Genomic DNA, 21,883 nt, shown 5'->3' with positions numbered 1-21,883 from the left:
ATATGGAAGCAAATTATATATTAGTACGTTTTGGAGAATTATCAACAAAAGGTAAAAATCGTAAATTATTTACAGCAAAGTTATTAAAAAATGCAAAGGAAATCTTAGCTGATTTTCCAGATTTAACATATGATTTAAAACATGATCGTATGTATATTTTATTACATGGTCATGATCATGAAGAGGTTTCTAAAAAAGTAGCAACGATATTTGGGATTTATTCTTTTTCGGTTGCTTATAAAGTAGATAGAGATTTAGAGTTAGTAAAAGAAATTGTAAGTAAGATGATTAATGAGGATGATAAATTAACTTTTAAAATTCAAACAAAAAGAGCGGATAAGAATTTTCCAGGAACTTCGAATGAAATTAATAGAGAATTAGCAACTCATGTTTTTCATCACGCTAATAGAGAACTAAAAGTAGATGTTCGTAATCCGGAAATGTTGATTATTGTTGATATCCGTGTGGATGCAATCTATATTATGGATAATGTAAAAAAAGGTGCTGGAGGATATCCAGTTGGAGTAGGTGGCAAAGCTTTATTAATGCTTTCAGGAGGTATTGATTCTCCTGTAGCGGGTTATTTAACAATGAAAAGAGGAGTGGATATTGAATGTATTCACTTCGCTTCTCCACCATATACAAATCAACAAGCACGTCAAAAAATGTTAGATTTAGTGGATGTGATGCGTCAATACACTCATGGAAAAATAAATGTTCATGTTATTGATTTTACAAAGTTACAATTAGCAGTATATGATCATAGTGATGAAAGTTATGCAATGACAGTTATGCGTCGTATGATGTATCGTATTAGTGAGCAATTAGCCGCTAAAAGAGATTGTTTAGCATTAGTAAATGGAGAAAGTATTGGTCAGGTTGCCAGTCAAACATTACATAGTATGCAAGCAATCACAGAAGTAGTAAATATTCCTATTTTACGTCCTGTTTTATGTTTGGATAAACTTGAAATTATTGATATTGCAAAAAATATTGGGACATATGAAATATCGATTCGTCCACATGAAGATTGTTGTACTATCTTTACACCGAAAGCTCCAGCAACAAAACCAAAAGCGTATAAAGCAAGAGGATTTGAAGATGCTTTTGATTTTGAAGCATTAGTTAAAGAATGTGTAGAAACTGCAGAATTAGTAGTGGTGGATGGTACGATTGATCAGGATGAAGATTTCTTTTAATATATTTTAATTTGTTTGCATATTATTTCTATTTTGGCACAAGATAATGTTGTCAGGAGGTGGAAATATGAATTCAAACAACTCAACAAACAAATTAGTTGTACCAGGAGCTAAAAATGCAATTGATCAAATGAAATACGAAATTGCAAATGAATTTGGAGTACATTTAGGACCAGATTCTACTGCTCGTGCTAATGGATCAGTTGGTGGAGAAATCACGAAACGATTAGTAGCAATGGGACAAAATCAAATGAGTCAATCAAATAAATAATCTTTAAAAGAGTGGATGAAATTATTTCTCCATTCTTTTTTTGTGTTGTAAGGCCTTTCAAAAATGCTTGTTCTTGCTACATAAATTTGATAAAATGGACATATACACTTAGGAGGAAAAGTATGGTTAAAGTAATGGCGGTAAACGCAGGAAGTTCTTCTTTAAAGTTCCAATTATTTAATATGCCTGAAGAATCAGTAATTACATCAGGGATTGTTGAAAGAATTGGGTTTGAGGAAGCAAATTTCGAAATAAAGGTAGATGGTAAAAAACATGTTGTAACGTGTCCAATTTTAGATCATAATGTGGCAGTACAATTGTTATTGGATGCTTTAGTAGAACATAAGGTAGTAGATGATTTATCAGAAATAGGAGCTGTAGGACATCGAATTGTTCATGGTGGAGAATATTTTAGTGATTCTGCAGTAGTGAATGATGATGTTGTAAGTAAAGTGGAAGAGTTATGTGAGTTAGCTCCTTTACATAATCCAGCACATTTAATAGGGTATCGTGCTTTTAAAGAAGCATTAGGAGATGTAGAACATGTCTTTGTTTTTGATACTGCATTTCATCAAACATTAGATGCAGAAAGATATTTATATGCTTTACCAAAAAGTTTTTATTCTGATTTAAAAGTTAGAAAATATGGAGCTCATGGTACTAGTCATAAATATGTAGCAAATGAAGTTATTAAATATTTAGGGAATCCAAAACATTCTCGTGTTATTGTTTGTCATTTAGGTAATGGGGCTAGTATTTCAGCAGTAGAAGATGGAGTATGTATTGATACTTCAATGGGATTCACACCATTAGCTGGTGTTATGATGGGAACTCGTTGTGGTGATGTTGATCCTTCTGTTATGCCTTATTTGTGCAAGAAGTTAAATAAAAGCCCTGATGAAGTATTGAATATTTATAATAAAGAATCAGGAATGCTAGGTGTTTCTGGAATTTCTTCTGATTCACGTGATATCGAAAATGCTTTATTCAATGATGGAAATGAAGATGCTTTATTAACAGGTTTATTATATTCAAGAATTGTTTCGAAATATATTGGTAGTTATGTGATGGAACTTGGTGGAGTAGATGTCATTGCATTTACAGCAGGTGTAGGAGAAAATGCTAGTTACTTACGTCGTATTATCATTGATAATGTTTCAAGAGCGTTAGGATGTCATTTGGATGAATCTCTAAATGCAATACGTTCAAAAGATAATCGAGTTATTTCTTCACCTTATTCTCAAGTAGAAGTAATGGTTGTTCCTACTAATGAAGAAGTAATGATTGCTAGAGATACAATGCGTTTATTAGAATTATAAAAATGAGCTTTTGCTCATTTTTATTTCACATTATCTTTTAAATCGTGCTTCTTGCAAAAAGGTTGAAATAATGGTATAAATAATAAAGAAAATAACGGGAGAAAAACAATGAAAAAAACATTTAATTTAATTTGTATTGCTTTTATGATGGTTTGTTTAGTAGGATGTAGTAACTCTGGATTAACTTATACTTTTGAATCAGCTGATACTGGTGATACAATTTCTGTAAAATTTGATACATCAGATGGATATTATTTAGAAGAGTATGATACTGAATCTTTATTGTTAGATACACAAATTTTCTGTGTATACGATAGTGATGATACAATTCTTTCTCAAGCAACTTTTGTTTCTTCTAGTGACTATTCATTATATAATATTGCTATTTCAGGTGATAGTGCTGCTACTCTAATTGATAGTAGTGATGAAGGGAATCAATATTTGTTTTGGAGTTATGATGATAGTGAATTTAATTATATTATTTTAGTAGAAGGAAGTAATACTGCTATTGTATTAGGTAATAATGTTTCTCAAGAATCAGCTCAAGAATGTTTTGAAAGAATGACAATAACGTTGGAATAAGGCATCTTTGATGTCTTTTTTTTTAACTCTATTAAAAAATATGGTATAATCTTTTAGCAAGGAGAATAGATATGTATAAAAAAATTATTGATAAAATAGAATGTTATGAAAATATTGTCATTTATCGTCATGTTTTACCTGATTATGATGCTTTTGGAAGTCAATTAGGATTGTATTTTGCACTTAAAGAAACGTATCCTAATAAAAATATTAGTGTTGATGGTGTTTTTACAAGTGATTTGTTAGAACAGTATGCTACTGGATTTAAGAGAGAGTTACCTGATTTTAGTCAACCTGTTTTAGGTATTGTTACGGATACTGCTAATAGTGGAAGAATTGATGGAGAAAGTTATTTATTATGTAAAGAAATTATTAAAATAGATCATCATGAAGTTGTTGATAGTTATGGAGTTATTAATTTAGAGGATCCGAGTGCTTCTAGTTGTTGTCAAATGATTGGTCATATGATAAAAGAAAATAATCATATTATTAAGGCACCTATTTGTAGTTTGAATGCAATTTTTTTAGGGGTTATTGGTGATAGTAATCGTTTTATGTATCGAGGAACAGGTGTGCAAACTTTTGAGGTTGCTAGTTTTTTGGTTGAAAATGGTGTGGAAATGGAACCACTTTATAATAAGATGTATATGCGTCAAGAAAAGGATTTAAGAGTTCAGGGGTATATTTTAAGTAATTATCAAACGTTTGGTAAAGTGGCTTATTATATCTTAAGACAGGATAATTTAGAAGAATTAGGTATTAGTAGAGAAAAAGGATCTGATTTTGTAAACTGTTTAGCTGGAATTGAACAATATAATGTTTGGATGGCAATCACACAAAATGTAGCTGATAATAATTGGCGTGTAAGTATCCGTAGTCGTGGTGTTGTTGTAAATGAAATTGCCGGATTGTATAATGGCGGTGGACATAAGTTTGCTAGTGGAGCTAAATTAGATACAATTGATCAATTAGAAGGATTGTTAGAAAAATTGGAGGAACAAGCAAATGTTTAAGATGTTATTTAATTTATTTAAGGATGCTAATAACAATGGGGAAAATCCTTTTGGGAGTAGTGAAGAAAAAGCACCTGTTTTAAAACCAGTTGCTGTTTGGAAAATTATTTTAGGATTACTTATTTTTGCAATGATTGCAGAATATTTTATGTTAATACCTATTACGTTACAGTCACCACAGTTTGTTTTTAATCTTATTTTATTATTAGTTGCATTTGTATTTTTAAATATTACTTTTTGTAAAGGTACTGAGTTATTAACAAAAATAACGGTAGGTGTAATAGCAACTTTAGGATTTTATTTAGTAGTAGGAAATATAATTAGTTTACCAATATTCCATGCTAGTGATTATCAAGAACAATTATATTTAGATTATGATGCAGACTTTTATGAAGACAACCAAACTATTTCCTATGAATCAATTCCTGTTGTTGATCGTGATAGTGCAACAGTTTTAGGAGATCGTAAAATGGGAGAGATAGTTGATTATGTTTCTCAGTTTGAAGTTTCTGATGATTATAATCAAATTAACTATATGGATACACCTTATCGTGTAACTCCTTTAGAATATGCTGATTTAATTAAATGGTATACTAATAAAGATGAAGGATTACCTGCTTATATTACAGTAGATATGGTTAGCCAAGAATCTTCTGTTGTTGTGTTAGAAGAGGGAATGAAATATTCTGAATCAGATTTATTTGGGCGTAATATTTATCGTTACTTACGTGTTAATTATCCTACTCTTATGTTTGAAGATTTAATGTTTGAAATTAATGAGGATGGAATTCCTTATTATATTGCTCCTGTTTATGAATATGAAATTGGTATTTTTGGAGGAGAAGATATTGTTGGTGCAGTTTTAGTTAATGCTGTTACTGGAGAAAATCAGTATTATGAGTTAATGGATGTCCCAACATGGGTTGATAATGTTTATCCAACTGATTTAGTGGCAACACAACTTGATAATTGGGGTAAATATGCTAGTGGGTATTTAAATGCTATATTCACTCAAAAAGGTGTGTTACAACAAACAGATGGATATAATTATATTGCTTTAGATGGTGATGTTTACTATTATACTGGATTAACTTCTGTATCTGATGATGCTTCGAATGTTGGTTTTGCATTAATTAACATGCGTACAAAAGAAGCAAAGTATTATGATATATCGGGAGCTGAAGAATATTCAGCGATGTCTTCTGCTGAAGGCCAGGTTCAACATTTAGGTTATTCTGCTACCTTCCCAATATTAGTAAATGCAGGTGGTGTTCCAACATATTTCTTATCACTAAAAGATGATGCTGGATTGGTTAAACAATATGCTTTTGTAAGTGTAGAAAATTACCAAATTGTAGCAACTGGTGAAAGTGTAGCATCTGCTGAAGCAGCATATTATCAGTTATTAATTGATAATGGAAAAAATGTCGAAGAAGAATATGAATTAGTTGAATTAACAGGTACGATTGCTTCACTAAATGAAGCAGTAGTTAGTGGAAATAGTACTTACTATTTTACGATAGAGGGTAGTGATACTATTTATATAGCTGATATTTCGTTATCTGATTACTTACCTTTAGTGAAGGTGGGAGATGTTGTTTGTTTTGAATTTGTGGAAAGTGATGATAGTAGTGAGATTCTATCTACTTTTAGTGTTGAATAAATAGAAAGAAAAGGAGTGAGGACTCCTTTTTTCTATTCATTTTTATGTCTATATTTTTTGTAATTGATATGATATAATAGTATGATGAATTGAGGTGGGAAAATGAAACCAAGAATATTAGTTGTTGATGATGAAATGGATATTCGTGAATTAATCGGTTTTTATTTAAGAAAAGAAGGTTTTGATGTTTTAGAAGCTGGAAATGGGGAAGAAGCTCTTGATGTCCTAGACAATGAGTATGTTGATCTAGCGATTGTAGATGTAATGATGCCAGTAATGGATGGCTTTGAACTAGTAGAAAGTGTGAAAGATTATAAAGACGTTCCGATTATCATGCTTACAGCAAAAGGGGAAAGTAAAGATAAATTACGTGGTTTTTCAGTGGGAGTGGATGACTATGTAGTAAAGCCATTTGATCCTAGTGAGTTACTAGCAAGAGTGAAAGCTATTTTGAAACGTTATAGCATTAATACTTCGAACACTATTACAATCGGGGAAGTAGTTTTTGATGGTGACAAATATGAAATTCGCTATCTTGAACAAGCTATTCATTTGCCTTTAAAACAATTTGAGTTAGTCTTTGAATTAGCGAAAAATCCTGAACAAATATTTAGTAGAGAGCAATTAATTGAAAAAATATGGGGGATGGATTACGATGGGTTTGATCGTACAGTCGATGTACATGTCAAACGAGTTCGAGAAAATATAGGTCATTTACCAGGATTCCGTGTTGTTACGGTTCGTGGACTTGGCTATAAAATTGAGGTGTTATAATGAAGTCTGTTTATGGAAAGTTAATAGGTGGTTTTTTAATTACTATCTTATTTAGTTTTTCAGTAGCTGGATATATTGCATTAGAAAATAATGTCGAATTAATTACACAAAATGCATATGAAGAATTAATTTCTTCTAATGAGTTTGTGGTTGAAATGGTAGAAGTATTAGGAGTAGGACAAAGTATGGATTTGTTAATTGATTATGCAGATGCTAGTCAATTTGAAATTTATATTTCTGATGATGATGGAACGATGCTTCGTTTTGGTACTCATTTAACTCATAATGATATTGATCTTGATGAAATTGATGCTGGTAATGGGACGTTAACATTTAATGATAATGTGGTTTCTTATGGAAATGTATACATGATAGATGGTAAAACTGTTTATATCGTATCTTTTAAAGATATTAGTTATGATCGAAGTGCTTTTTTAGACTCAGCTCTGTTAATTCTAGGATGTGTCTTTTTATCAGGTAGTGTTATCTTTCTAGCAATAGCTGATTTTATTGTAAAACCAATTACTAGATTAACCAATGCAACCAATGAGTTATCAAAGGGGAATTATCATGTTCGTGTAAATTATTCTGGAGATGATGAAATATCGAAACTGAATCAAGGATTCAATCGAATGGCTGTACAGTTATCAAAACATGAAGAAACAAGACAGAAATTCATTTCTGATATTTCTCATGAGTTTCAAACTCCTTTAACTGCAATCCAAGGATTCTCAAAAATATTAAGAGATGAAGAATTACCAAAAGCACAAAGAGAGAAATATGCTGATATTATATTCTTTCATAGTAAACGTTTATCAACGTTATCAAAGAATATGTTACAACTAACGTTGTTAGATAATGATGATGCTACTTTAGAATTAATGCATTATTCTATTATAGATCAACTTAATCGAGTGATTTCTACTTATGAAAATACAGCTTCAACTAAAAATATTGAAATTGTTTTTGAGAAAAATAAAAAAGATGTGGAAATATATGGTGATGAAGCAAGATTGGAACAAGTATGGATTAATCTTCTTTCAAATGCTATTAAGTATACAGGGGAAAATGGACTGATTACAATTAGTGCAAGAAGAGCAGGAAAAGATGTTGAGGTAAAAATAGAAGACACTGGAAGTGGAATGTCTAATGAAAATATTTCACATATCTTTAAGCGATTCTATCGTGAAGATCGTTCACGTAGTGTCGAAGGAAATGGTTTAGGCTTAGCAATTGTAAAATCAATTGTAGACTTACACCAAGGGAATATTGATGTTATTAGTGAAGTAGATGTTGGTTCTACTTTTGTAGTGAAAATTCCTTGTGATAAACAAAATAAAATAATCGATAAATTAACTTTAAAATAGGGGTATTATATGAAAAAATTAGAAGATAAAATTATAAGTGATGGTAGTGTTATTTTACCAAATATAGTAAAGGTAGATAGTTTCTTAAATCATCAAATAGACACTGCTCTTAGCAAAGATATCGCAGAAGAGTTCAAAAGTTATTATAACAATAAAAAGGTTACGAAAGTAGTAACGATAGAAGCATCTGGTATTGCTATTGCATTAGCAACAGCACATGCTTTTGACAATGTTCCAGTAGTTTTTGCTAAAAAAGGAACTAGTAAAATAATGAATGATACAATGTATACTTCACCTGTGCATTCTTTTACTAAAAATGTTGATTATTTAGCATGTATCAAAAAAGAATTTTTAACTAGTGATGATCATGTTTTATTGGTAGATGATTTTCTTGCAAATGGACAAGCAATGTTAGGTTTAATTGATTTATGTAAACAAGCAGGTGCTACTATTAGTGGGATAGGGATTGTAATTGAAAAAGGATTCCAAGATGGTAGAGCACTGTTAGAAAAAGAAGGATATGAAGTTTGTTCATTAGCGATTATAGATGAAATTAATGAAAATGGTATTGTTTTCAAGTAGGAGAGAGAAATGTATCTAAAGAAAATTGAATTACATGGATTTAAATCATTTGCTGATAAGGTTCATGTAGAATTTCAACCAGGAATTACAGGAGTAGTAGGTCCTAATGGTTGTGGAAAATCGAATATAAGTGATGCGGTTCGTTGGGTACTTGGAGAACAATCTGTTAAATCATTACGTGGTTCAAATATGTCGGATGTTATTTTTGCAGGATCGCAAGATCGTAAAGCACAAAGTTTAGCTGAAGTAACGTTGGTTTTTGATAATAGTGATAAATTTATGCAAATTGAATATGATGAAGTAGAAATTACTCGTCGTATTTATCGTTTAAATAATGAAGCAGAGTATTTAATTAATCGTCAACCATGTCGATTAAAGGATATTGTGGATTTAATAATGGATACTGGTTTAGGGAAAGATTCTTTATCTATTATCTCACAAGGTAATATTTCGAGTTTTGCTGATTGTAAACCAGATGAAAGAAGAGCTATTTTCGAAGATGCAGCTGGTGTTAGTAAGTACAAAAAACGTAAGTTAGAATCTATTCGTAAATTAGAAAGAACAACAGAAAATCTAGAACGTATTGGTGATATTGTTCATGAATTAGAAAAACAAATTGGACCTTTGGAAAAACAAAAGATAAAAGCAGAAAAATATTTAACGCTGAAAGAAGAACTTACTAGTGTTGAAGTTTCTGTATTAGTGTGTGAGATTCAAAAAATCAAAGAGTTATTAGATGAATTATCTTTAAAAATAAAAGAATTTAATGAACAAAGAACAACTATTGAAGCTGGTTTATTTTTACAAGAAACTAATAATGATGAAATTAAAAAGAAAATGTTTGCTTTAGATTCTGAAATACATGGATTACAAACACAATTAATGGAAGCAATGACAAATGTAAGTAATTTAGAAAGTGCTAAAATTGAAGTGGATCAAAAGAGAAAGTTCTTAATGGAAAATGCGAGTGAAGATGTTTTACATGAAAAAATTGCTCAATTGAAAGATGTATTAAGTGAATCTTTACAAGAATATAACGATCGTTATGAACGTAGTCAAGAAACGCAAAAAGATATTCAAGAATTAATGAAAAAACAAACAACATTAAATGAACAACTAAATGAGGATAAGTCATTTGTTGAAAGTACTGTTGCTATTATTCAAAGAAAAAAATCAAAAAAAGAAATGTTATTAGAAGAACTAGAAAGTCGTTCTAACTTAAATCATGGCGTTCGTACAATCGTTGAATATGCCAAAAGAAACAAAGATATTATCGGTGTTTTAGAAGATTTAGTAATTGCAAATGAAGGTTATGAACAAGCTATTGCAACAAGTTTAGGGAATGCGGTGCAATTTATTGTTACTTCAACGGATATTGCAGCAAGAAGTGCGATTAGCTATTTACATGATAATAAAGCCGGACGTGCTACTTTTTTACCAATGGATGTAATGGAACCTAGATCAGTTCGTCAAGAACATCTATTGGTGTGTACAAATATGAATGGATATTTAGGTATTGCTAGTGATTTTGTTAAAAGTAATAAAAAGATAGGTAATATTATTGAAAATCAATTAGGTAATATTATTGTATGTGATACTTTAGAGAATGCAAATAGTATTTCGAAAGCCTTATTTGGACGTTATAAAATTGTTGCATTAAATGGAGATGTTGTGAATGTTGGTGGTTCTATGACAGGTGGTAGTTATAAAAAATCGAACTCTAACTTTACAAAAAAACGAGAATTAGAAAATCTACAAGATGATTTAGTAATTTATGAAAAGAAATTAGTTGAAAAGCGTAATGAAATTAATGAGTTAGAAAATTCTTTTAAAGAAATTTCTCATGATTTATTACAAAAACAAATTTCTTATGGTCAATTAGAAGTAGTTGTTCAAAGAAAGAAAGAAAAATTAGTTTCTATTAAATCAGAATATGAATCATTAACAGATCAAAAATTAGAATTAGAGAACTTTACTAGTGGTAAAGTAGAAAGTAAGTTAATTCAAGATTTAAATGAAGCTATCAAGTTAAGAGATAACTTAAATGAAGAAATCAAATCAAAAAGATTATTACGAATGAGTTATGTGGAACAAAGTGAAGTTTTAGAACAGGAATTAAAAAATGGTAGAAAACAGTTAAATCAAATACAAGGTGATTTAACAAAAGAAACGATTGACGCAACAAAACAAGAAGTTATATTAGAAAATCATTTGGTTCGTTTAAATAATGAATATCGTATGACTTATGAATTTGCTTATGAATCTTATGTTGCTTTAGAAAATCTAGAAGAAGCAAAAGAGATTGTAATGACGTTGAGACATCAAATGGATGAATTAGGTCATGTTAATTTAGATGCGATTGAAGAATATCAAAATGTTTTTGAACGTTATGAATCTATGAATAATCAAAGGTTGGATTTATTACAGGCTCAAGATAAGATTTTAGAAGCTATTAAAGAGATGGATGAAATTATGGTAGAGAAATTCTCTAGCACTTTTGAAAAAATAAATATTGAATTTAATACGGTATTTAGAAGTTTATTTGGTGGAGGGAAAGCAGAAATTCGTTATAGTGATCCAACTAATATTTTGGAAACAGGAATTGATATTGATGTGCAACCACCAGGTAAAGCAGTTCAAAATATTTCTTTATTCTCTGGTGGAGAAAAAGCTTTAATCGCTATTTCTTGTTTATTTGCTATATTACGTGTACGACCTGTGCCACTATGTATTTTAGATGAGGTGGAGGCAGCACTAGATATTGCAAACGTTGAGAGATTTGCTAAATATTTACGTGAATTCTCTAGTACGACACAATTTATTGTTGTTACTCATCGTGAAGGTATGATGCAAGAATGTGATGTTTTATATGGAGCAACAATGCAGCAAAAAGGCGTTACAAAGTTAGTTAGTGTAAAAATAGATGAAGCTATTGATTTAACAGATGCTTAGTTAGGAGAATGATAATGGGTTTTTTCAAACAAATTAAAGAAAAATTGGTAGGTGTATCAACCAAACAAAATGAGAAATATGTTGCTGGTTTAGATAAAGCAAATAATTCTTTTTCCAACAGAATTAATGAATTAGCAGCTCGTTATCGTGTTATTAATGACGATTATTTTGAAGAGTTAGAAAATATTTTAATTATGGCGGATGTTGGTGTAGAGATGGTTTTAAAAATCGTTGGTGAAATAAAGAATGAAGTACGTATTCAAAATATTCAAGACCCAAGTTATATTAATGAAATCATTGTTGATAAAATGTTTGTTATTTATGCCAATGATTCAGTTATGTCAACAAAAATAAACTACAATCAAGATGGTCCAACTATTGTTTTAATGGTTGGTGTCAATGGTGCTGGTAAAACAACGACTATTGCAAAACTTGCTAGTAGAATGGTGAATTTAGAAGGGAAAAAGGTATTAGTTGCAGCTGGAGATACTTTTAGAGCTGGAGCTATTAACCAACTTGATGTTTGGGCAAAACGTGTCGGTGTAGATATTGTAAAAGGCAAAGAAGGTGGAGATCCTTGTGCCGTGGTATATGATGCACTTGAAGTGGCAAAGCAAAAAGAAGTTGATGTTCTGATTTGTGATACTGCAGGAAGATTACAAAACAAAGTAAATCTAATGAATGAATTAGAGAAAATGCATCGTATTATTAAACGTAGTTATCCTGATGGACCTCATGAAACATTGTTGGTGATTGATGCAACAACAGGACAAAATGGGGTTAGTCAAGCAACTGAATTTTCAAAAATTACGGATGTTACAGGATTAGTTCTTACAAAGATGGATGGGACTGCGAAAGGTGGGATTGTTTTATCTATTAAGGACGCACTTAATATACCAGTGAAATTTGTTGGTTTAGGAGAACAATTAGAGGATTTACAAGAATTTGATTTAGAACAGTATATTTATGGTTTGTGTAAAGGATTAGTTGAGTAATGGAAAATAATTTAGAAAAGAAACAACGAGTTAATTTGTTAATGGATTGTTACGAAGAGTTATTGACTGATAAACAAAGAGTATATTTAGATTTCTATTATAATCAAGATTTATCTTTAGGAGAAATTGCGGATGAATTTGGAGTTAGCCGAAATGCTGTATTTGATAATTTAAAAAAAGCAGTTCATTCTTTAGAAAAATATGAAACGAAACTCGGTTTGCTACAAAAACACATAGAAAGACAAAAGTTAATTGATCAAATTGAAGATTTAGAAAATAAAGACACTTCTAGTATGGATGCATATTTGAAGATGTTACGCGATATTTAGGAGGAATACTATGGCTTTTGAATCATTATCAAGTCGTTTGTCAACGACATTAAAAAAAGTTTCTGGTCAAGGACGTTTAACAGAAGCGAATATGGAGGAAATGTTATCGGAGATCCGATTAGCGTTATTAGAAGCGGATGTTAACTTCCAAGTAGTAAAAGAATTTATTGCAAATACGAAAGAATTAGCTTTAGGACAAGATGTTTTAGGTTCTTTAAAGCCAGGACAATTAGTTGTTAAGATTGTAAATGATGAATTAGTAAAATTATTAGGAACGGAAGTTTCTACACTTTCATTGAACAATAATCCTAATGTAATTATGATGGTTGGTTTACAAGGGTCTGGGAAAACGACATCAACTGGTAAGATTGCAAACATGCTTGCTAGTAAAGAAGCAAAGCGACCTTTATTAGTTGCCGCTGATATTTATCGTCCTGCTGCCGTGGACCAATTAAAAGTACTAGGAGAACAACTAAATATTCCTGTTTTTGAAAAAGGAACAGAATATCCTGCCCAACAAATTGTTAGCGAAGCAATGGCTTTTGCAAAACAATACAATCATGACGTTGTCATGATCGATACTGCTGGTCGTTTACATATTGATGAAACGTTAATGAATGAGTTACGTGATATTAAAGAAATTGCCAAACCTACCGATATTTTACTTGTAGTAGATGCTTTAACAGGGCAAGATATTGTTACTGTAGCAGATGGTTTTAATAAAGCATTATCTTTAACAGGTGCTGTTCTTACAAAGTTGGATGGTGATTCTCGTGGTGGGGGAGCATTATCAATTCGTCATATTACAGGGGTACCAATTAAATTTATTGGTACTGGTGAAAAATTAGATCAATTAGAACTATTCTATCCAGATCGTATGGCTACTCGTATTTTAGGGATGGGGGATGTTGTCTCATTAGTTGAAAAGGTACAAGATGTTTATGATGAAAAGGATACAATGGCTACGTTTAGACGTATGCAACAAGGTATTTTTGGATTAGATGATATGTTAGCTCAAATGCAACAAGTTCGTAAATTGGGTTCATTATCTGGTATTTTAAAAATGATGCCTGGAATGGCTAATAACATGCCACAAATCGATGATGAAGAATCTGATCGTAAAATAAAAATGACAGAATCTATTATTTATTCGATGACTCCTCAAGAAAGAAGAACACCTGATATTTTAACTACCTCTAGAAAAGAGAGAATCGCTAAAGGGTGTGGTAAAAATATTGCGGATGTAAATCGTTTAATAAAACAATTTGAAGAATCTAAAAAGATGATGAAAGGTTTAGCAAATATGAATCCTAATACAGGTATGCCAGGGAAGTCATATAATCCAAATCGTCCAGATCCTAATCGTAAGAAAGTTCGTCATAAAAAGAAAAAGAAATAATTTATGAAAAAGAGAAGTATATGGTTGATAAGTTTAAAAAATATATAAAGGTGTTAAGCAAAAAAGCTTGACACTCTTTTTTTAGCATGTTACTATAGACGAGTACTAAAAAGAAATAGGAGGAATTACAAATGGCAGTTAAATTACGTTTAATCAGAATGGGAGCTAAAAAAGCACCTTTCTATAGAATTGTTGCAGCTGATTCAAGATCACCAAGAGATGGTAGATTCATTGAAATGTTAGGAACTTATAACCCAACTACTACACCTGCACAAGTTACTGTAAAAGAAGAAGAAGTTTTAAAATGGTTAAGCAAAGGTGCACAACCATCTGATACAGTTAAAAACTTATTATCAAGTCAAGGTATCATGAAAAAATTCACTGATTCTAAATTAGGTAAATAATCATGGACTTTTCAAAGACATTATATGATATTGCAATTGAGCTTGTTGATGATAAGGACCAATTAAAAGTACGTGAAATGACTTCTTTAGATGAAGATACAGTAGTTTTACACTTATATTGTGGCAAAGATGATCTTGCTAAATTAATCGGTAGAAAAGGTGTTATGGCTAATTCTATTCGACAATTAATGTCTGTTTCGGGTCGTATGTCCAATAAAAGAATTGATATTAAATTTGAATCGTACGAATAATTAGATGTGCAAAGCACATCTTTTATTATATAGGAGGATAAGATGGAAAAGATAAAAATAGGGAAAATAGTTGGTTGTCATGCTTTAAAAGGAGAAGTTAAAATCCGTAGTAAAAGTGATTTTGTTGATGATGCTTTAGTTGTAGGACAAACTATTTATTTACAGTATAATAAACAAACAATGCCTTTTACTATTGCTAGTAAAAGATTTCATAAAACTAATTATTTAGTTGCTTTTAAAGATCATTTAGATATTAATTTAGTGGAAAAATATATTGGATGTCCTGTTTTTTTTGATAAAGCTAAAGTTGAACTAGACAAAGAAGAATATTTTTTAGATGATATTATTGGAGCACAAATTATTTATAAAGATAATGTTCTAGGATCAGTTATAGAGGTTATTGATAATGGAAGACATGATGTATTAGTAGTTGAATATCATAATAAAAGATTAATGATACCTTATGTAGATGCATTTATTTTAGAAGAAGATATTGATAATAATAAAATAGTTGTAGAATTATTAGAGGGAATGATCGATGAAGATTGATATATTGTCTCTTTTTCCAGAAATGTTCCTAGGTTTTTTGGAAACATCTATTATTAAAAGAACAATTGATAAAGGATTAGTGGAAGTGAATGTTCATAACTTTCGAGATTTTTCTCTAAATAAACATCAAAAGGTAGATGATTATCCATATGGTGGTGGACAGGGAATGGTTTTAACATGTCAACCTATCTTAGATTGTTTAAAGTCTCTTACAACACCTGAGAGTACCATTATTTTAATGTCACCTCAAGGAGTTCCTTTTTGCCAAGAACTAGCTTCAAACTTTTCTTTATCAAAGCATTTGATTATATTATGTGGTCATTATGAGGGCTTTGATGAGCGTATTCGAGACTATGTTGATGTAGAAATATCGATAGGTGATTATGTTTTAACAGGCGGAGAATTAGGGTCTATGGTTGTTAGTGATGCGATTATTCGTTTGTTAGATGGAGCTATTAAAGAGGATAGTCATATTGATGATTCTTTTAGCAATGGTTTATTAGAATGTCCTCAATATACAAGACCTTTTGAATATGATGGTAACGTAGTGCCAGATATTTTAATTAGTGGACATCACGCTAATATTCAACAATGGCGTCATCAACAGTCATTGAAAAAAACATATCTAAGAAGGCCTGATTTATTAGAAAATTATCCATTAACTCAAGAAGACAAAGTTTTTTTAGAAAAAATAACAAAAAAAGATTGATTAATATTTTAAATGTGCTATTATATTTAGGTCTGTAAAAGGCGCAAGGGTTCCGCTGGTTATCACTAAGAGCTCCCAAGACAAATCTATATAAAGGAGAAATTATAATGAACTTAGGATTAGTAAATGAAATTACGAAACAACAATTAAAAAAAGATATCCCTTTATTCAAAGCTGGAGATTCTTTAAAAGTTTACGTAAAAATTAAAGAAGGTGACAAACACCGTATTCAGTTATTTGAAGGTGTATGTATCTCAAGAAACGGAGCTGGAATCTCTGAAACATTTACAGTAAGAAAAATCTCTTACTCAGTAGGTGTAGAAAGAATCTTCCCAGTACATAGTCCAATCATCGATCGTATCGAAGTAACTAAAGTTGGTAAAGTTCGTAGAGCTAAATTAAACTACTTACGTGGATTATCAGGAAAAGCTGCAAGAATTAAAGAAATTAGAAAATAAGAAATGGATTTCCATTTCTTTTTTTTTAACTTTATGCAATAATAGATAAAGGTGGTGATTTTATGGAAAGAAAACGTAAAAAAACAATACGAATAATTATAGAATATGTACTTATTTTCGGATTCACTTTTTTGTTATTTCATTTTGTTTTTCGTTTAGTTAATGTAGTGGGTGATTCTATGTATCCAACAATGAATGATGGTGATGTGGGATTGATACAAATATGGCATGCGAGTGAAGATATTGAACGATTTGATATTGTGGTTGTAGATAGTACTGTTTTAGATAAGTATATAGTAAAAAGAATCATTGGTTTACCTGGTGAAAAAATAGAATATATTGATGATGTTTTATTTGTGGATGGGGTTATTTATGCGGAAGATTTTTTGGATATAGATTATATAACTGAGTCGATAGAGCTATACAATGCAACTAATTTTACAAATGATTTTTCTATTACTTTAGAAGAAGATGAATATTTTGTTTTAGGTGATAATCGTTTGAATTCTACGGATTCTAGAAGTATAGGCGCTGTCTCTAGTGAAGAAATACTAGGGAAGGGTGGAATTATTGTATATCCATTTTCTAATATGGAGTGGATAGATTAGGAGGTTTTTATGAGTCAAATACATTGGTTTCCTGGACATATGGCAAAAGCTAGAAGGGAAATAAGTGAGAAAATAAAATTAATTGATATAGTTGTGGAACTAGTTGATTCTAGAGCACCAAAAGCATCTAAAAATCCGATGTTCGATGAGATTATTAATAATAAGCCAAGACTTATTGTAATGACAAAAAAAGATTTGAGTGATGAACGTATCACAAATCAATGGTTAGAATATTATCGATCTTTAGGATATTATGCTATTTGTGTAAACTTAAAAAACTTTAATGAACATCAATTAATTATTAAAATATGTAAAGAAATTTTAGCCGAAAAAATGGCAAAAGAAGCTGCAAAAGGGCTTCGTCCTCGTGCCATGCGTGCGATGGTTTTAGGTATTCCAAATGTTGGAAAATCTACTTTTATCAATCGATTAGCGAAACGTAAAGCAACAATAACTGGAAATCGTCCAGGTGTTACAAAGGCACAACAGTTAATTCGTGTGGATAAAGATTTTGAATTGTTTGATACACCAGGTGTTTTATGGCCACGTTTTGATGATATTCAAATTGCCCGAAATATTGCTTTAATTGGATCTATTAAACAACAAATTTTACCTTTAGATGAGTTATTTATTTATGCGGTTGAGTATTTAGTGAAAAATTATCCTGGTAGGGTTGAAGATAGGTATCAAGTAACTATTGATTTAGATTCAGATTGGATTGAACCGTTATTTGAAGATATTGCAAAAAATCGTAAAATCAAACAAGTTCGTGGATATACTGATTATGATCGTGTTTTAGAATTGTTTTATAATGAAATTTTTGATGGAAGTTTAGGGAAAATAACATGGGAACGCCCAGAAACCAGTACGAATTAGAATATTATGCCAAAGGATATCAAGCTATTATAGGGTTAGATGAGGCTGGTAGAGGTCCTATGGCAGGTGAATTAGTTGTTGCTGGAGTTATCTTTCCAAAGCATTTTTACGATGAAAGAATCAATGATTCTAAGAAACTTACTAAGAAAAAAAGAGACGAGTTATTCAGTTTTATTTGTGATAATGCCATAGCTTATCATATTGAAGTTATCAGTGTCGCAGATGTTGATAAACTAAATGTCTATCAAGCAAGTAAAATAGGGATGGAAAAATGTGTTCAAGCATTACAATGTGAAGGGTTATTTGCATTAACGGATGCAATGCCTTTGCATTACCTTGATCATCTATCTATTATAAAAGGGGATCAATTATCGATATCGATTGCAGGAGCAAGTATTCTTGCAAAAGTAACTCGTGATCGCATGATGGAAGAACACGATAAAACCTATCCTGAATATGGTTTTGCTAGTCACAAAGGGTACGTAACAAAAAAACATATACAAGCTTTAGATGAATTTGGAGTAACTCCAATTCATCGTAAATCTTTTAAACCAGTTTTAATGAGAATGGAAAAACAATTATCTTTTGATATTTGATTTTCTTTTTTTTTAAAGTAATATTGATTTATTTTATGTATATCTTAATGAGGTGAATAAGATGCATAAAATAGAAGAAATATTAGCTTTTTTTTCAATTAAATACTTAGGAGATTTTCAACTAATTTATAATGCTCTTGATAAACAGGAGACTGTAGATCAAGAGGAATTTGATTTGTTGATGAAGACAAATCAAGCAAAGTATACAACCATTGTTTCTGATGATTATCCTGAATCTCTTAAATTTATTAAGTATCCACCATTTGTTTTGTTTTATTATGGAAACTTAAAGTTATTAGATGAAAAATGCATAGGAGTAATTGGAATGAGAGTCCCAAGTGAGTATGGTAAGAGTATTACAAATCGATTAGTAAAAAACTTAATTTATGAAAACTATACAATAGTTAGTGGTATGGCCTTAGGAATTGATGCAATAGCACATCGGACATCTTTAAATAATTTTGGTAAAACAGTAGCTATATTAGGTAGTGGTATTGACTATTGTTATCCCAAAAGAAATCGAGATATTTATGAAAGTATGAAAGATAATCATTTGATTATCAGCGAATACCCCGGGAGCACAGTACCACAAAAAGATAATTTTCCAAAACGAAACCGAATTATAGCGGGGCTTTGTAGTTCCTTGTTGGTTTGTGAGGCCCGTGAAAGAAGTGGTACCATGATTACGGTTGGTCATGCTTTGGAACAAGGAAAGGATATCTTTGCTGTACCAAGTAATATTGATGAAAATATAGGGTGTAATATTTTAATTCAACAAGGGGCAAAATTAGTTAATTGTGTCCAAGATATCTTTGATGGATAAAAAAACATTGACAAATGAAATAAAAACACTAATAATAACAAATAAATGAGGAGGAAATGTAAATGAGTAAAAAAGTAGTTATAGTGGAATCGCCTTCCAAATCAAAAACAATTGAAAATTATTTAGGTAGTGACTTTGTAGTTACTTCATCTAAAGGGCATATAAGAGACTTATCAACTAGTGGAAAAGAAGGATTAGGAATTGATATAGAAAACTCTTTTGAGCCAAAGTATGTTGTTTCGAAAGAAAAAAAGGATGTAGTAAAAGAATTAAAGAAAGTAGTGAAAGATGCTAGTGAAGTTTATTTGGCAACTGACCCTGACCGTGAAGGAGAAGCTATTTCATGGCATTTAGCACAAGTATTAGATGTTGATATGGATAAAGCAAATCGTGTTGTTTTTAATGAAATTACAAAAACAGCAGTTGTTGAAGCATTGAAAAATCCCCGTAAAATTGATCAAGACTTAGTAAAATCTCAAGAAACACGACGTGTTTTAGATCGTATTATTGGATTTAAGTTATCTAAATTATTACAAAAGAAAATTAAATCAAAATCAGCAGGACGTGTTCAATCTGTTGTTTTACGTTTGATTGTTGAAAAAGAAAGAGAGATTCAAGCATTTATACCAGAAGAATATTGGAAAGTAAAAGCTGATTTTATAGAACAAGATATTGAATTTAGTGCAGAGTTAACTAAATATAATAATAAGAAATTAGAAATAACAAATGGAGAAGATGCTTTAAAGGTATTTGAAGCATTAAATCCTAATTTCCAAGTGGAAAGTATAAAAACTACTGAAAAGAAAAGAGAATCAAAAGCACCATTCATTACATCTTCCATGCAACAAGAAGCATCTTCTAAATTAGGTTTTAAAGCTAGAAGAACAATGTCTATTGCCCAACGTCTATATGAAGGGGTTACTTTAGAATCTGAAACAGTTGGTTTAATTACTTATATGCGTACAGATTCAGTTCGTTTAGCAGAAAGTTTTGTAGAAGAAGCATTAGAATATATTGAAACAGTATATGGTAAAGATTATTGTGGAAAAGTAAAAACGAAAAAGAAAACAGAAAATGTTCAAGATGCTCATGAAGCAATTCGTCCTACTAGTATCAAAAGAACTCCTGCTAGTATGAAAGAGTTCTTAAAACCAGAAGAGTTTAAATTATATAGCATGATCTATGCTAGAACGATAGCTTCCTTGATGGCTGCTGCAAAATTTGATGCTACAAGTCTTGTTTTAGGGAATAACGGATATCAATTTAGTGCTAGTGGATCAATCATTAAATTTGATGGTTATTTAAGAGTATATCGTGATTATGAAAAACAAAACAACGAATATTTACCAAAATTACAACAAGATCAAATTTTAGCTAGTGAAAAAATCGAAAAAACACAACACTTTACAAAACCACCAGCACGTTATTCAGAAGCTAAATTAATTCGTACTTTAGAAGAATTAGGTATTGGTAGACCGAGTACGTATGCAAGTATTATTGATACAATTCAAACACGTAATTATGTTATTGTTGAAGATAAAGCATTTAAACCAACAGAAGATGGAGTTTTAACTAGTGATCGTTTAACTGAATATTTCAATGAAATTATTAATGTAGAATATACAGCTAGCATGGAAAATGAGTTAGATGAAATTGCTGGAGGAAAAGATAGCTATGTAGAAGCATTGCAGGCTTTCTTGGATACATTCCAACCATTATTGGATAATGCTTATGAAAAAATGGAAACGATAGCACCTAAAAAAACAGGTGAAATATGTCCTGAGTGTGGGCATGATTTAGTGGAAAGAAAAGGTCGTTATGGTGTATTTGTTGCTTGTGGAAACTTCCCTGAGTGTAAATATATTAAAAAAGATCCTGTAGTAATCGAAGAAACTGGAGAAACATGTCCAAAATGTAATAGTAAAATGATTTGGAAAACAGGTCGTTTTGGTAAGTTTGAAGCATGTTCTAATTATCCAGAATGCAAATATATTAAAAATTCTAGACAAAAGGAAGAACCAGTAATGACGGATGAAAAATGTCCGAACTGTGGTAAACCGATTGTAATTAAAAAAGGCCGTTGGGGTGATTTCAAAGCATGTAGCGATTATCCTAAATGCAAGACAATTATTAAAGAAAAACAAGCCTAGAAATAAGCTTGTTT

General features: G+C 30.7%; 23 protein-coding genes. All 23 read left to right on the top strand.

All coding sequences use genetic code 11. From position 1 onward, the window contains the following. Nucleotides 1-2 precede the first annotated feature (2 nt). The 23 genes from thiI to topA all read left to right on the top strand — a co-directional run bounded on the left by thiI (nt 3) and on the right by topA (nt 21,869). On the top strand, nt 3-1,199 hold the full coding sequence (thiI, locus tag LRR82_RS05350) for a tRNA uracil 4-sulfurtransferase ThiI (RefSeq protein WP_249030500.1): 1,197 nt from the start codon (nt 3-5) through the stop codon (nt 1,197-1,199). A 67-nt stretch (nt 1,200-1,266) separates the two neighbouring features. Continuing rightward, nucleotides 1,267-1,470, top strand: coding sequence for an alpha/beta-type small acid-soluble spore protein (locus LRR82_RS05345; protein WP_249030499.1), 204 nt, complete (start codon nt 1,267-1,269; stop codon nt 1,468-1,470). A 122-nt stretch (nt 1,471-1,592) separates the two neighbouring features. Then, on the top strand, nt 1,593-2,789 hold the full coding sequence (locus tag LRR82_RS05340; protein ID WP_249030498.1) for an acetate/propionate family kinase: 1,197 nt from the start codon (nt 1,593-1,595) through the stop codon (nt 2,787-2,789). 108 nt (nt 2,790-2,897) lie between these two features. Further along, entirely contained in the window at nt 2,898-3,371 is a 474-nt protein-coding gene (locus tag LRR82_RS05335; RefSeq protein ID WP_249030497.1) for a hypothetical protein, read from the top strand. Between the two features lie 71 nt (nt 3,372-3,442). Continuing rightward, nucleotides 3,443-4,384: a DHH family phosphoesterase gene (locus LRR82_RS05330; protein WP_249030496.1), complete on the top strand. Its 942-nt coding sequence runs from the start codon at nt 3,443-3,445 to the stop codon at nt 4,382-4,384. Beyond that, nucleotides 4,377-6,047, top strand: a complete 1,671-nt coding sequence (locus LRR82_RS05325; protein WP_249030495.1) for a CvpA family protein — start codon at nt 4,377-4,379, stop codon at nt 6,045-6,047. Before LRR82_RS05330 ends, LRR82_RS05325 begins: the two co-directional genes overlap by 8 nt. Before the next feature lie 102 nt (nt 6,048-6,149). Then, complete coding sequence (locus tag LRR82_RS05320; RefSeq protein WP_249030494.1) at nt 6,150-6,821, top strand: response regulator transcription factor; 672 nt, start codon at nt 6,150-6,152, stop codon at nt 6,819-6,821. After that, entirely contained in the window at nt 6,821-8,188 is a 1,368-nt protein-coding gene (locus tag LRR82_RS05315; protein WP_249030493.1) for a HAMP domain-containing sensor histidine kinase, read from the top strand. Before LRR82_RS05320 ends, LRR82_RS05315 begins: the two co-directional genes overlap by 1 nt. A gap of 9 nt (nt 8,189-8,197) precedes the next feature. Further along, nucleotides 8,198-8,770 carry a xanthine phosphoribosyltransferase gene (locus LRR82_RS05310; RefSeq protein WP_249030492.1) on the top strand — a complete coding sequence of 191 codons (573 nt, stop codon included), beginning with the start codon at nt 8,198-8,200 and terminating at the stop codon, nt 8,768-8,770. A 9-nt stretch (nt 8,771-8,779) separates the two neighbouring features. After that, nucleotides 8,780-11,722: an AAA family ATPase gene (locus LRR82_RS05305; RefSeq protein WP_249030491.1), complete on the top strand. Its 2,943-nt coding sequence runs from the start codon at nt 8,780-8,782 to the stop codon at nt 11,720-11,722. Nucleotides 11,723-11,736: 14 nt separating this feature from the next. Then, nucleotides 11,737-12,717 (top strand): signal recognition particle-docking protein FtsY, encoded by a 981-nt coding sequence (ftsY, locus tag LRR82_RS05300; protein ID WP_249030490.1) that lies wholly within the window; start codon nt 11,737-11,739, stop codon nt 12,715-12,717. Next, nucleotides 12,717-13,046 carry a YlxM family DNA-binding protein gene (ylxM, locus tag LRR82_RS05295; RefSeq protein WP_249030489.1) on the top strand — a complete coding sequence of 110 codons (330 nt, stop codon included), beginning with the start codon at nt 12,717-12,719 and terminating at the stop codon, nt 13,044-13,046. The genes ftsY and ylxM overlap by 1 nt, the downstream gene beginning before the upstream one ends. Nucleotides 13,047-13,056: 10 nt before the next feature. Continuing rightward, complete coding sequence (gene ffh / locus LRR82_RS05290; protein ID WP_249030488.1) at nt 13,057-14,445, top strand: signal recognition particle protein; 1,389 nt, start codon at nt 13,057-13,059, stop codon at nt 14,443-14,445. Between the two features lie 131 nt (nt 14,446-14,576). Beyond that, complete coding sequence (gene rpsP, locus LRR82_RS05285) at nt 14,577-14,849, top strand: 30S ribosomal protein S16 (RefSeq protein ID WP_249030487.1); 273 nt, start codon at nt 14,577-14,579, stop codon at nt 14,847-14,849. Nucleotides 14,850-14,851: 2 nt separating this feature from the next. Next, on the top strand, nt 14,852-15,100 hold the full coding sequence (locus LRR82_RS05280; RefSeq protein WP_249030486.1) for a KH domain-containing protein: 249 nt from the start codon (nt 14,852-14,854) through the stop codon (nt 15,098-15,100). Between the two features lie 42 nt (nt 15,101-15,142). After that, the gene (rimM, locus tag LRR82_RS05275) at nt 15,143-15,649 is read left to right on the top strand and encodes a ribosome maturation factor RimM (RefSeq protein WP_249030485.1); all 507 of its coding nucleotides are present in this window, start codon (nt 15,143-15,145) and stop codon (nt 15,647-15,649) included. Continuing rightward, the gene (gene trmD, locus LRR82_RS05270; protein ID WP_249030484.1) at nt 15,639-16,358 is read left to right on the top strand and encodes a tRNA (guanosine(37)-N1)-methyltransferase TrmD; all 720 of its coding nucleotides are present in this window, start codon (nt 15,639-15,641) and stop codon (nt 16,356-16,358) included. Before rimM ends, trmD begins: the two co-directional genes overlap by 11 nt. Before the next feature lie 107 nt (nt 16,359-16,465). After that, nucleotides 16,466-16,816: a 50S ribosomal protein L19 gene (gene rplS, locus LRR82_RS05265; RefSeq protein WP_249030483.1), complete on the top strand. Its 351-nt coding sequence runs from the start codon at nt 16,466-16,468 to the stop codon at nt 16,814-16,816. Between the two features lie 62 nt (nt 16,817-16,878). Next, nucleotides 16,879-17,424 (top strand): signal peptidase I, encoded by a 546-nt coding sequence (lepB, locus tag LRR82_RS05260; RefSeq protein ID WP_249030482.1) that lies wholly within the window; start codon nt 16,879-16,881, stop codon nt 17,422-17,424. A gap of 9 nt (nt 17,425-17,433) precedes the next feature. Continuing rightward, nucleotides 17,434-18,300 (top strand): ribosome biogenesis GTPase YlqF, encoded by an 867-nt coding sequence (gene ylqF / locus LRR82_RS05255; protein ID WP_249030481.1) that lies wholly within the window; start codon nt 17,434-17,436, stop codon nt 18,298-18,300. Further along, entirely contained in the window at nt 18,270-18,896 is a 627-nt protein-coding gene (locus tag LRR82_RS05250) for a ribonuclease HII (RefSeq protein ID WP_249030480.1), read from the top strand. The genes ylqF and LRR82_RS05250 overlap by 31 nt, the downstream gene beginning before the upstream one ends. Before the next feature lie 61 nt (nt 18,897-18,957). Next, nucleotides 18,958-19,719, top strand: a complete 762-nt coding sequence (gene dprA / locus LRR82_RS05245) for a DNA-processing protein DprA (protein WP_249030479.1) — start codon at nt 18,958-18,960, stop codon at nt 19,717-19,719. Nucleotides 19,720-19,781: 62 nt separating this feature from the next. After that, on the top strand, nt 19,782-21,869 hold the full coding sequence (topA, locus tag LRR82_RS05240) for a type I DNA topoisomerase (RefSeq protein WP_249030478.1): 2,088 nt from the start codon (nt 19,782-19,784) through the stop codon (nt 21,867-21,869). The last annotated feature ends 14 nt before the right edge of the window (nt 21,870-21,883 follow it).

This window comes from Tannockella kyphosi (genome assembly GCF_021054785.1).
In the GTDB taxonomy this organism is placed as follows: Bacteria; Bacillota_I; Bacilli_A; order Erysipelotrichales; family Coprobacillaceae; genus Tannockella; species Tannockella kyphosi.
Note: the sequence above shows the minus strand (reverse complement) of the source record. Positions and strands in the feature narration are given on the sequence as shown.

Bases quoted from the DNA above. Each gene is read 5' to 3' on its own strand.
- thiI (WP_249030500.1), top strand. From the start codon at position 3: ATGGAAGCAAATTATATATTAGTACGTTTTGGAGAATTATCAACAAAA.
- LRR82_RS05345 (WP_249030499.1), top strand. From the start codon at position 1,267: ATGAATTCAAACAACTCAACAAACAAATTAGTTGTACCAGGAGCTAAA.
- LRR82_RS05340 (WP_249030498.1), top strand. From the start codon at position 1,593: ATGGTTAAAGTAATGGCGGTAAACGCAGGAAGTTCTTCTTTAAAGTTC.
- LRR82_RS05335 (WP_249030497.1), top strand. From the start codon at position 2,898: ATGAAAAAAACATTTAATTTAATTTGTATTGCTTTTATGATGGTTTGT.
- LRR82_RS05330 (WP_249030496.1), top strand. From the start codon at position 3,443: ATGTATAAAAAAATTATTGATAAAATAGAATGTTATGAAAATATTGTC.
- LRR82_RS05325 (WP_249030495.1), top strand. From the start codon at position 4,377: ATGTTTAAGATGTTATTTAATTTATTTAAGGATGCTAATAACAATGGG.
- LRR82_RS05320 (WP_249030494.1), top strand. From the start codon at position 6,150: ATGAAACCAAGAATATTAGTTGTTGATGATGAAATGGATATTCGTGAA.
- LRR82_RS05315 (WP_249030493.1), top strand. From the start codon at position 6,821: ATGAAGTCTGTTTATGGAAAGTTAATAGGTGGTTTTTTAATTACTATC.
- LRR82_RS05310 (WP_249030492.1), top strand. From the start codon at position 8,198: ATGAAAAAATTAGAAGATAAAATTATAAGTGATGGTAGTGTTATTTTA.
- LRR82_RS05305 (WP_249030491.1), top strand. From the start codon at position 8,780: ATGTATCTAAAGAAAATTGAATTACATGGATTTAAATCATTTGCTGAT.
- ftsY (WP_249030490.1), top strand. From the start codon at position 11,737: ATGGGTTTTTTCAAACAAATTAAAGAAAAATTGGTAGGTGTATCAACC.
- ylxM (WP_249030489.1), top strand. From the start codon at position 12,717: ATGGAAAATAATTTAGAAAAGAAACAACGAGTTAATTTGTTAATGGAT.
- ffh (WP_249030488.1), top strand. From the start codon at position 13,057: ATGGCTTTTGAATCATTATCAAGTCGTTTGTCAACGACATTAAAAAAA.
- rpsP (WP_249030487.1), top strand. From the start codon at position 14,577: ATGGCAGTTAAATTACGTTTAATCAGAATGGGAGCTAAAAAAGCACCT.
- LRR82_RS05280 (WP_249030486.1), top strand. From the start codon at position 14,852: ATGGACTTTTCAAAGACATTATATGATATTGCAATTGAGCTTGTTGAT.
- rimM (WP_249030485.1), top strand. From the start codon at position 15,143: ATGGAAAAGATAAAAATAGGGAAAATAGTTGGTTGTCATGCTTTAAAA.
- trmD (WP_249030484.1), top strand. From the start codon at position 15,639: ATGAAGATTGATATATTGTCTCTTTTTCCAGAAATGTTCCTAGGTTTT.
- rplS (WP_249030483.1), top strand. From the start codon at position 16,466: ATGAACTTAGGATTAGTAAATGAAATTACGAAACAACAATTAAAAAAA.
- lepB (WP_249030482.1), top strand. From the start codon at position 16,879: ATGGAAAGAAAACGTAAAAAAACAATACGAATAATTATAGAATATGTA.
- ylqF (WP_249030481.1), top strand. From the start codon at position 17,434: ATGAGTCAAATACATTGGTTTCCTGGACATATGGCAAAAGCTAGAAGG.
- LRR82_RS05250 (WP_249030480.1), top strand. From the start codon at position 18,270: ATGGGAACGCCCAGAAACCAGTACGAATTAGAATATTATGCCAAAGGA.
- dprA (WP_249030479.1), top strand. From the start codon at position 18,958: ATGCATAAAATAGAAGAAATATTAGCTTTTTTTTCAATTAAATACTTA.
- topA (WP_249030478.1), top strand. From the start codon at position 19,782: ATGAGTAAAAAAGTAGTTATAGTGGAATCGCCTTCCAAATCAAAAACA.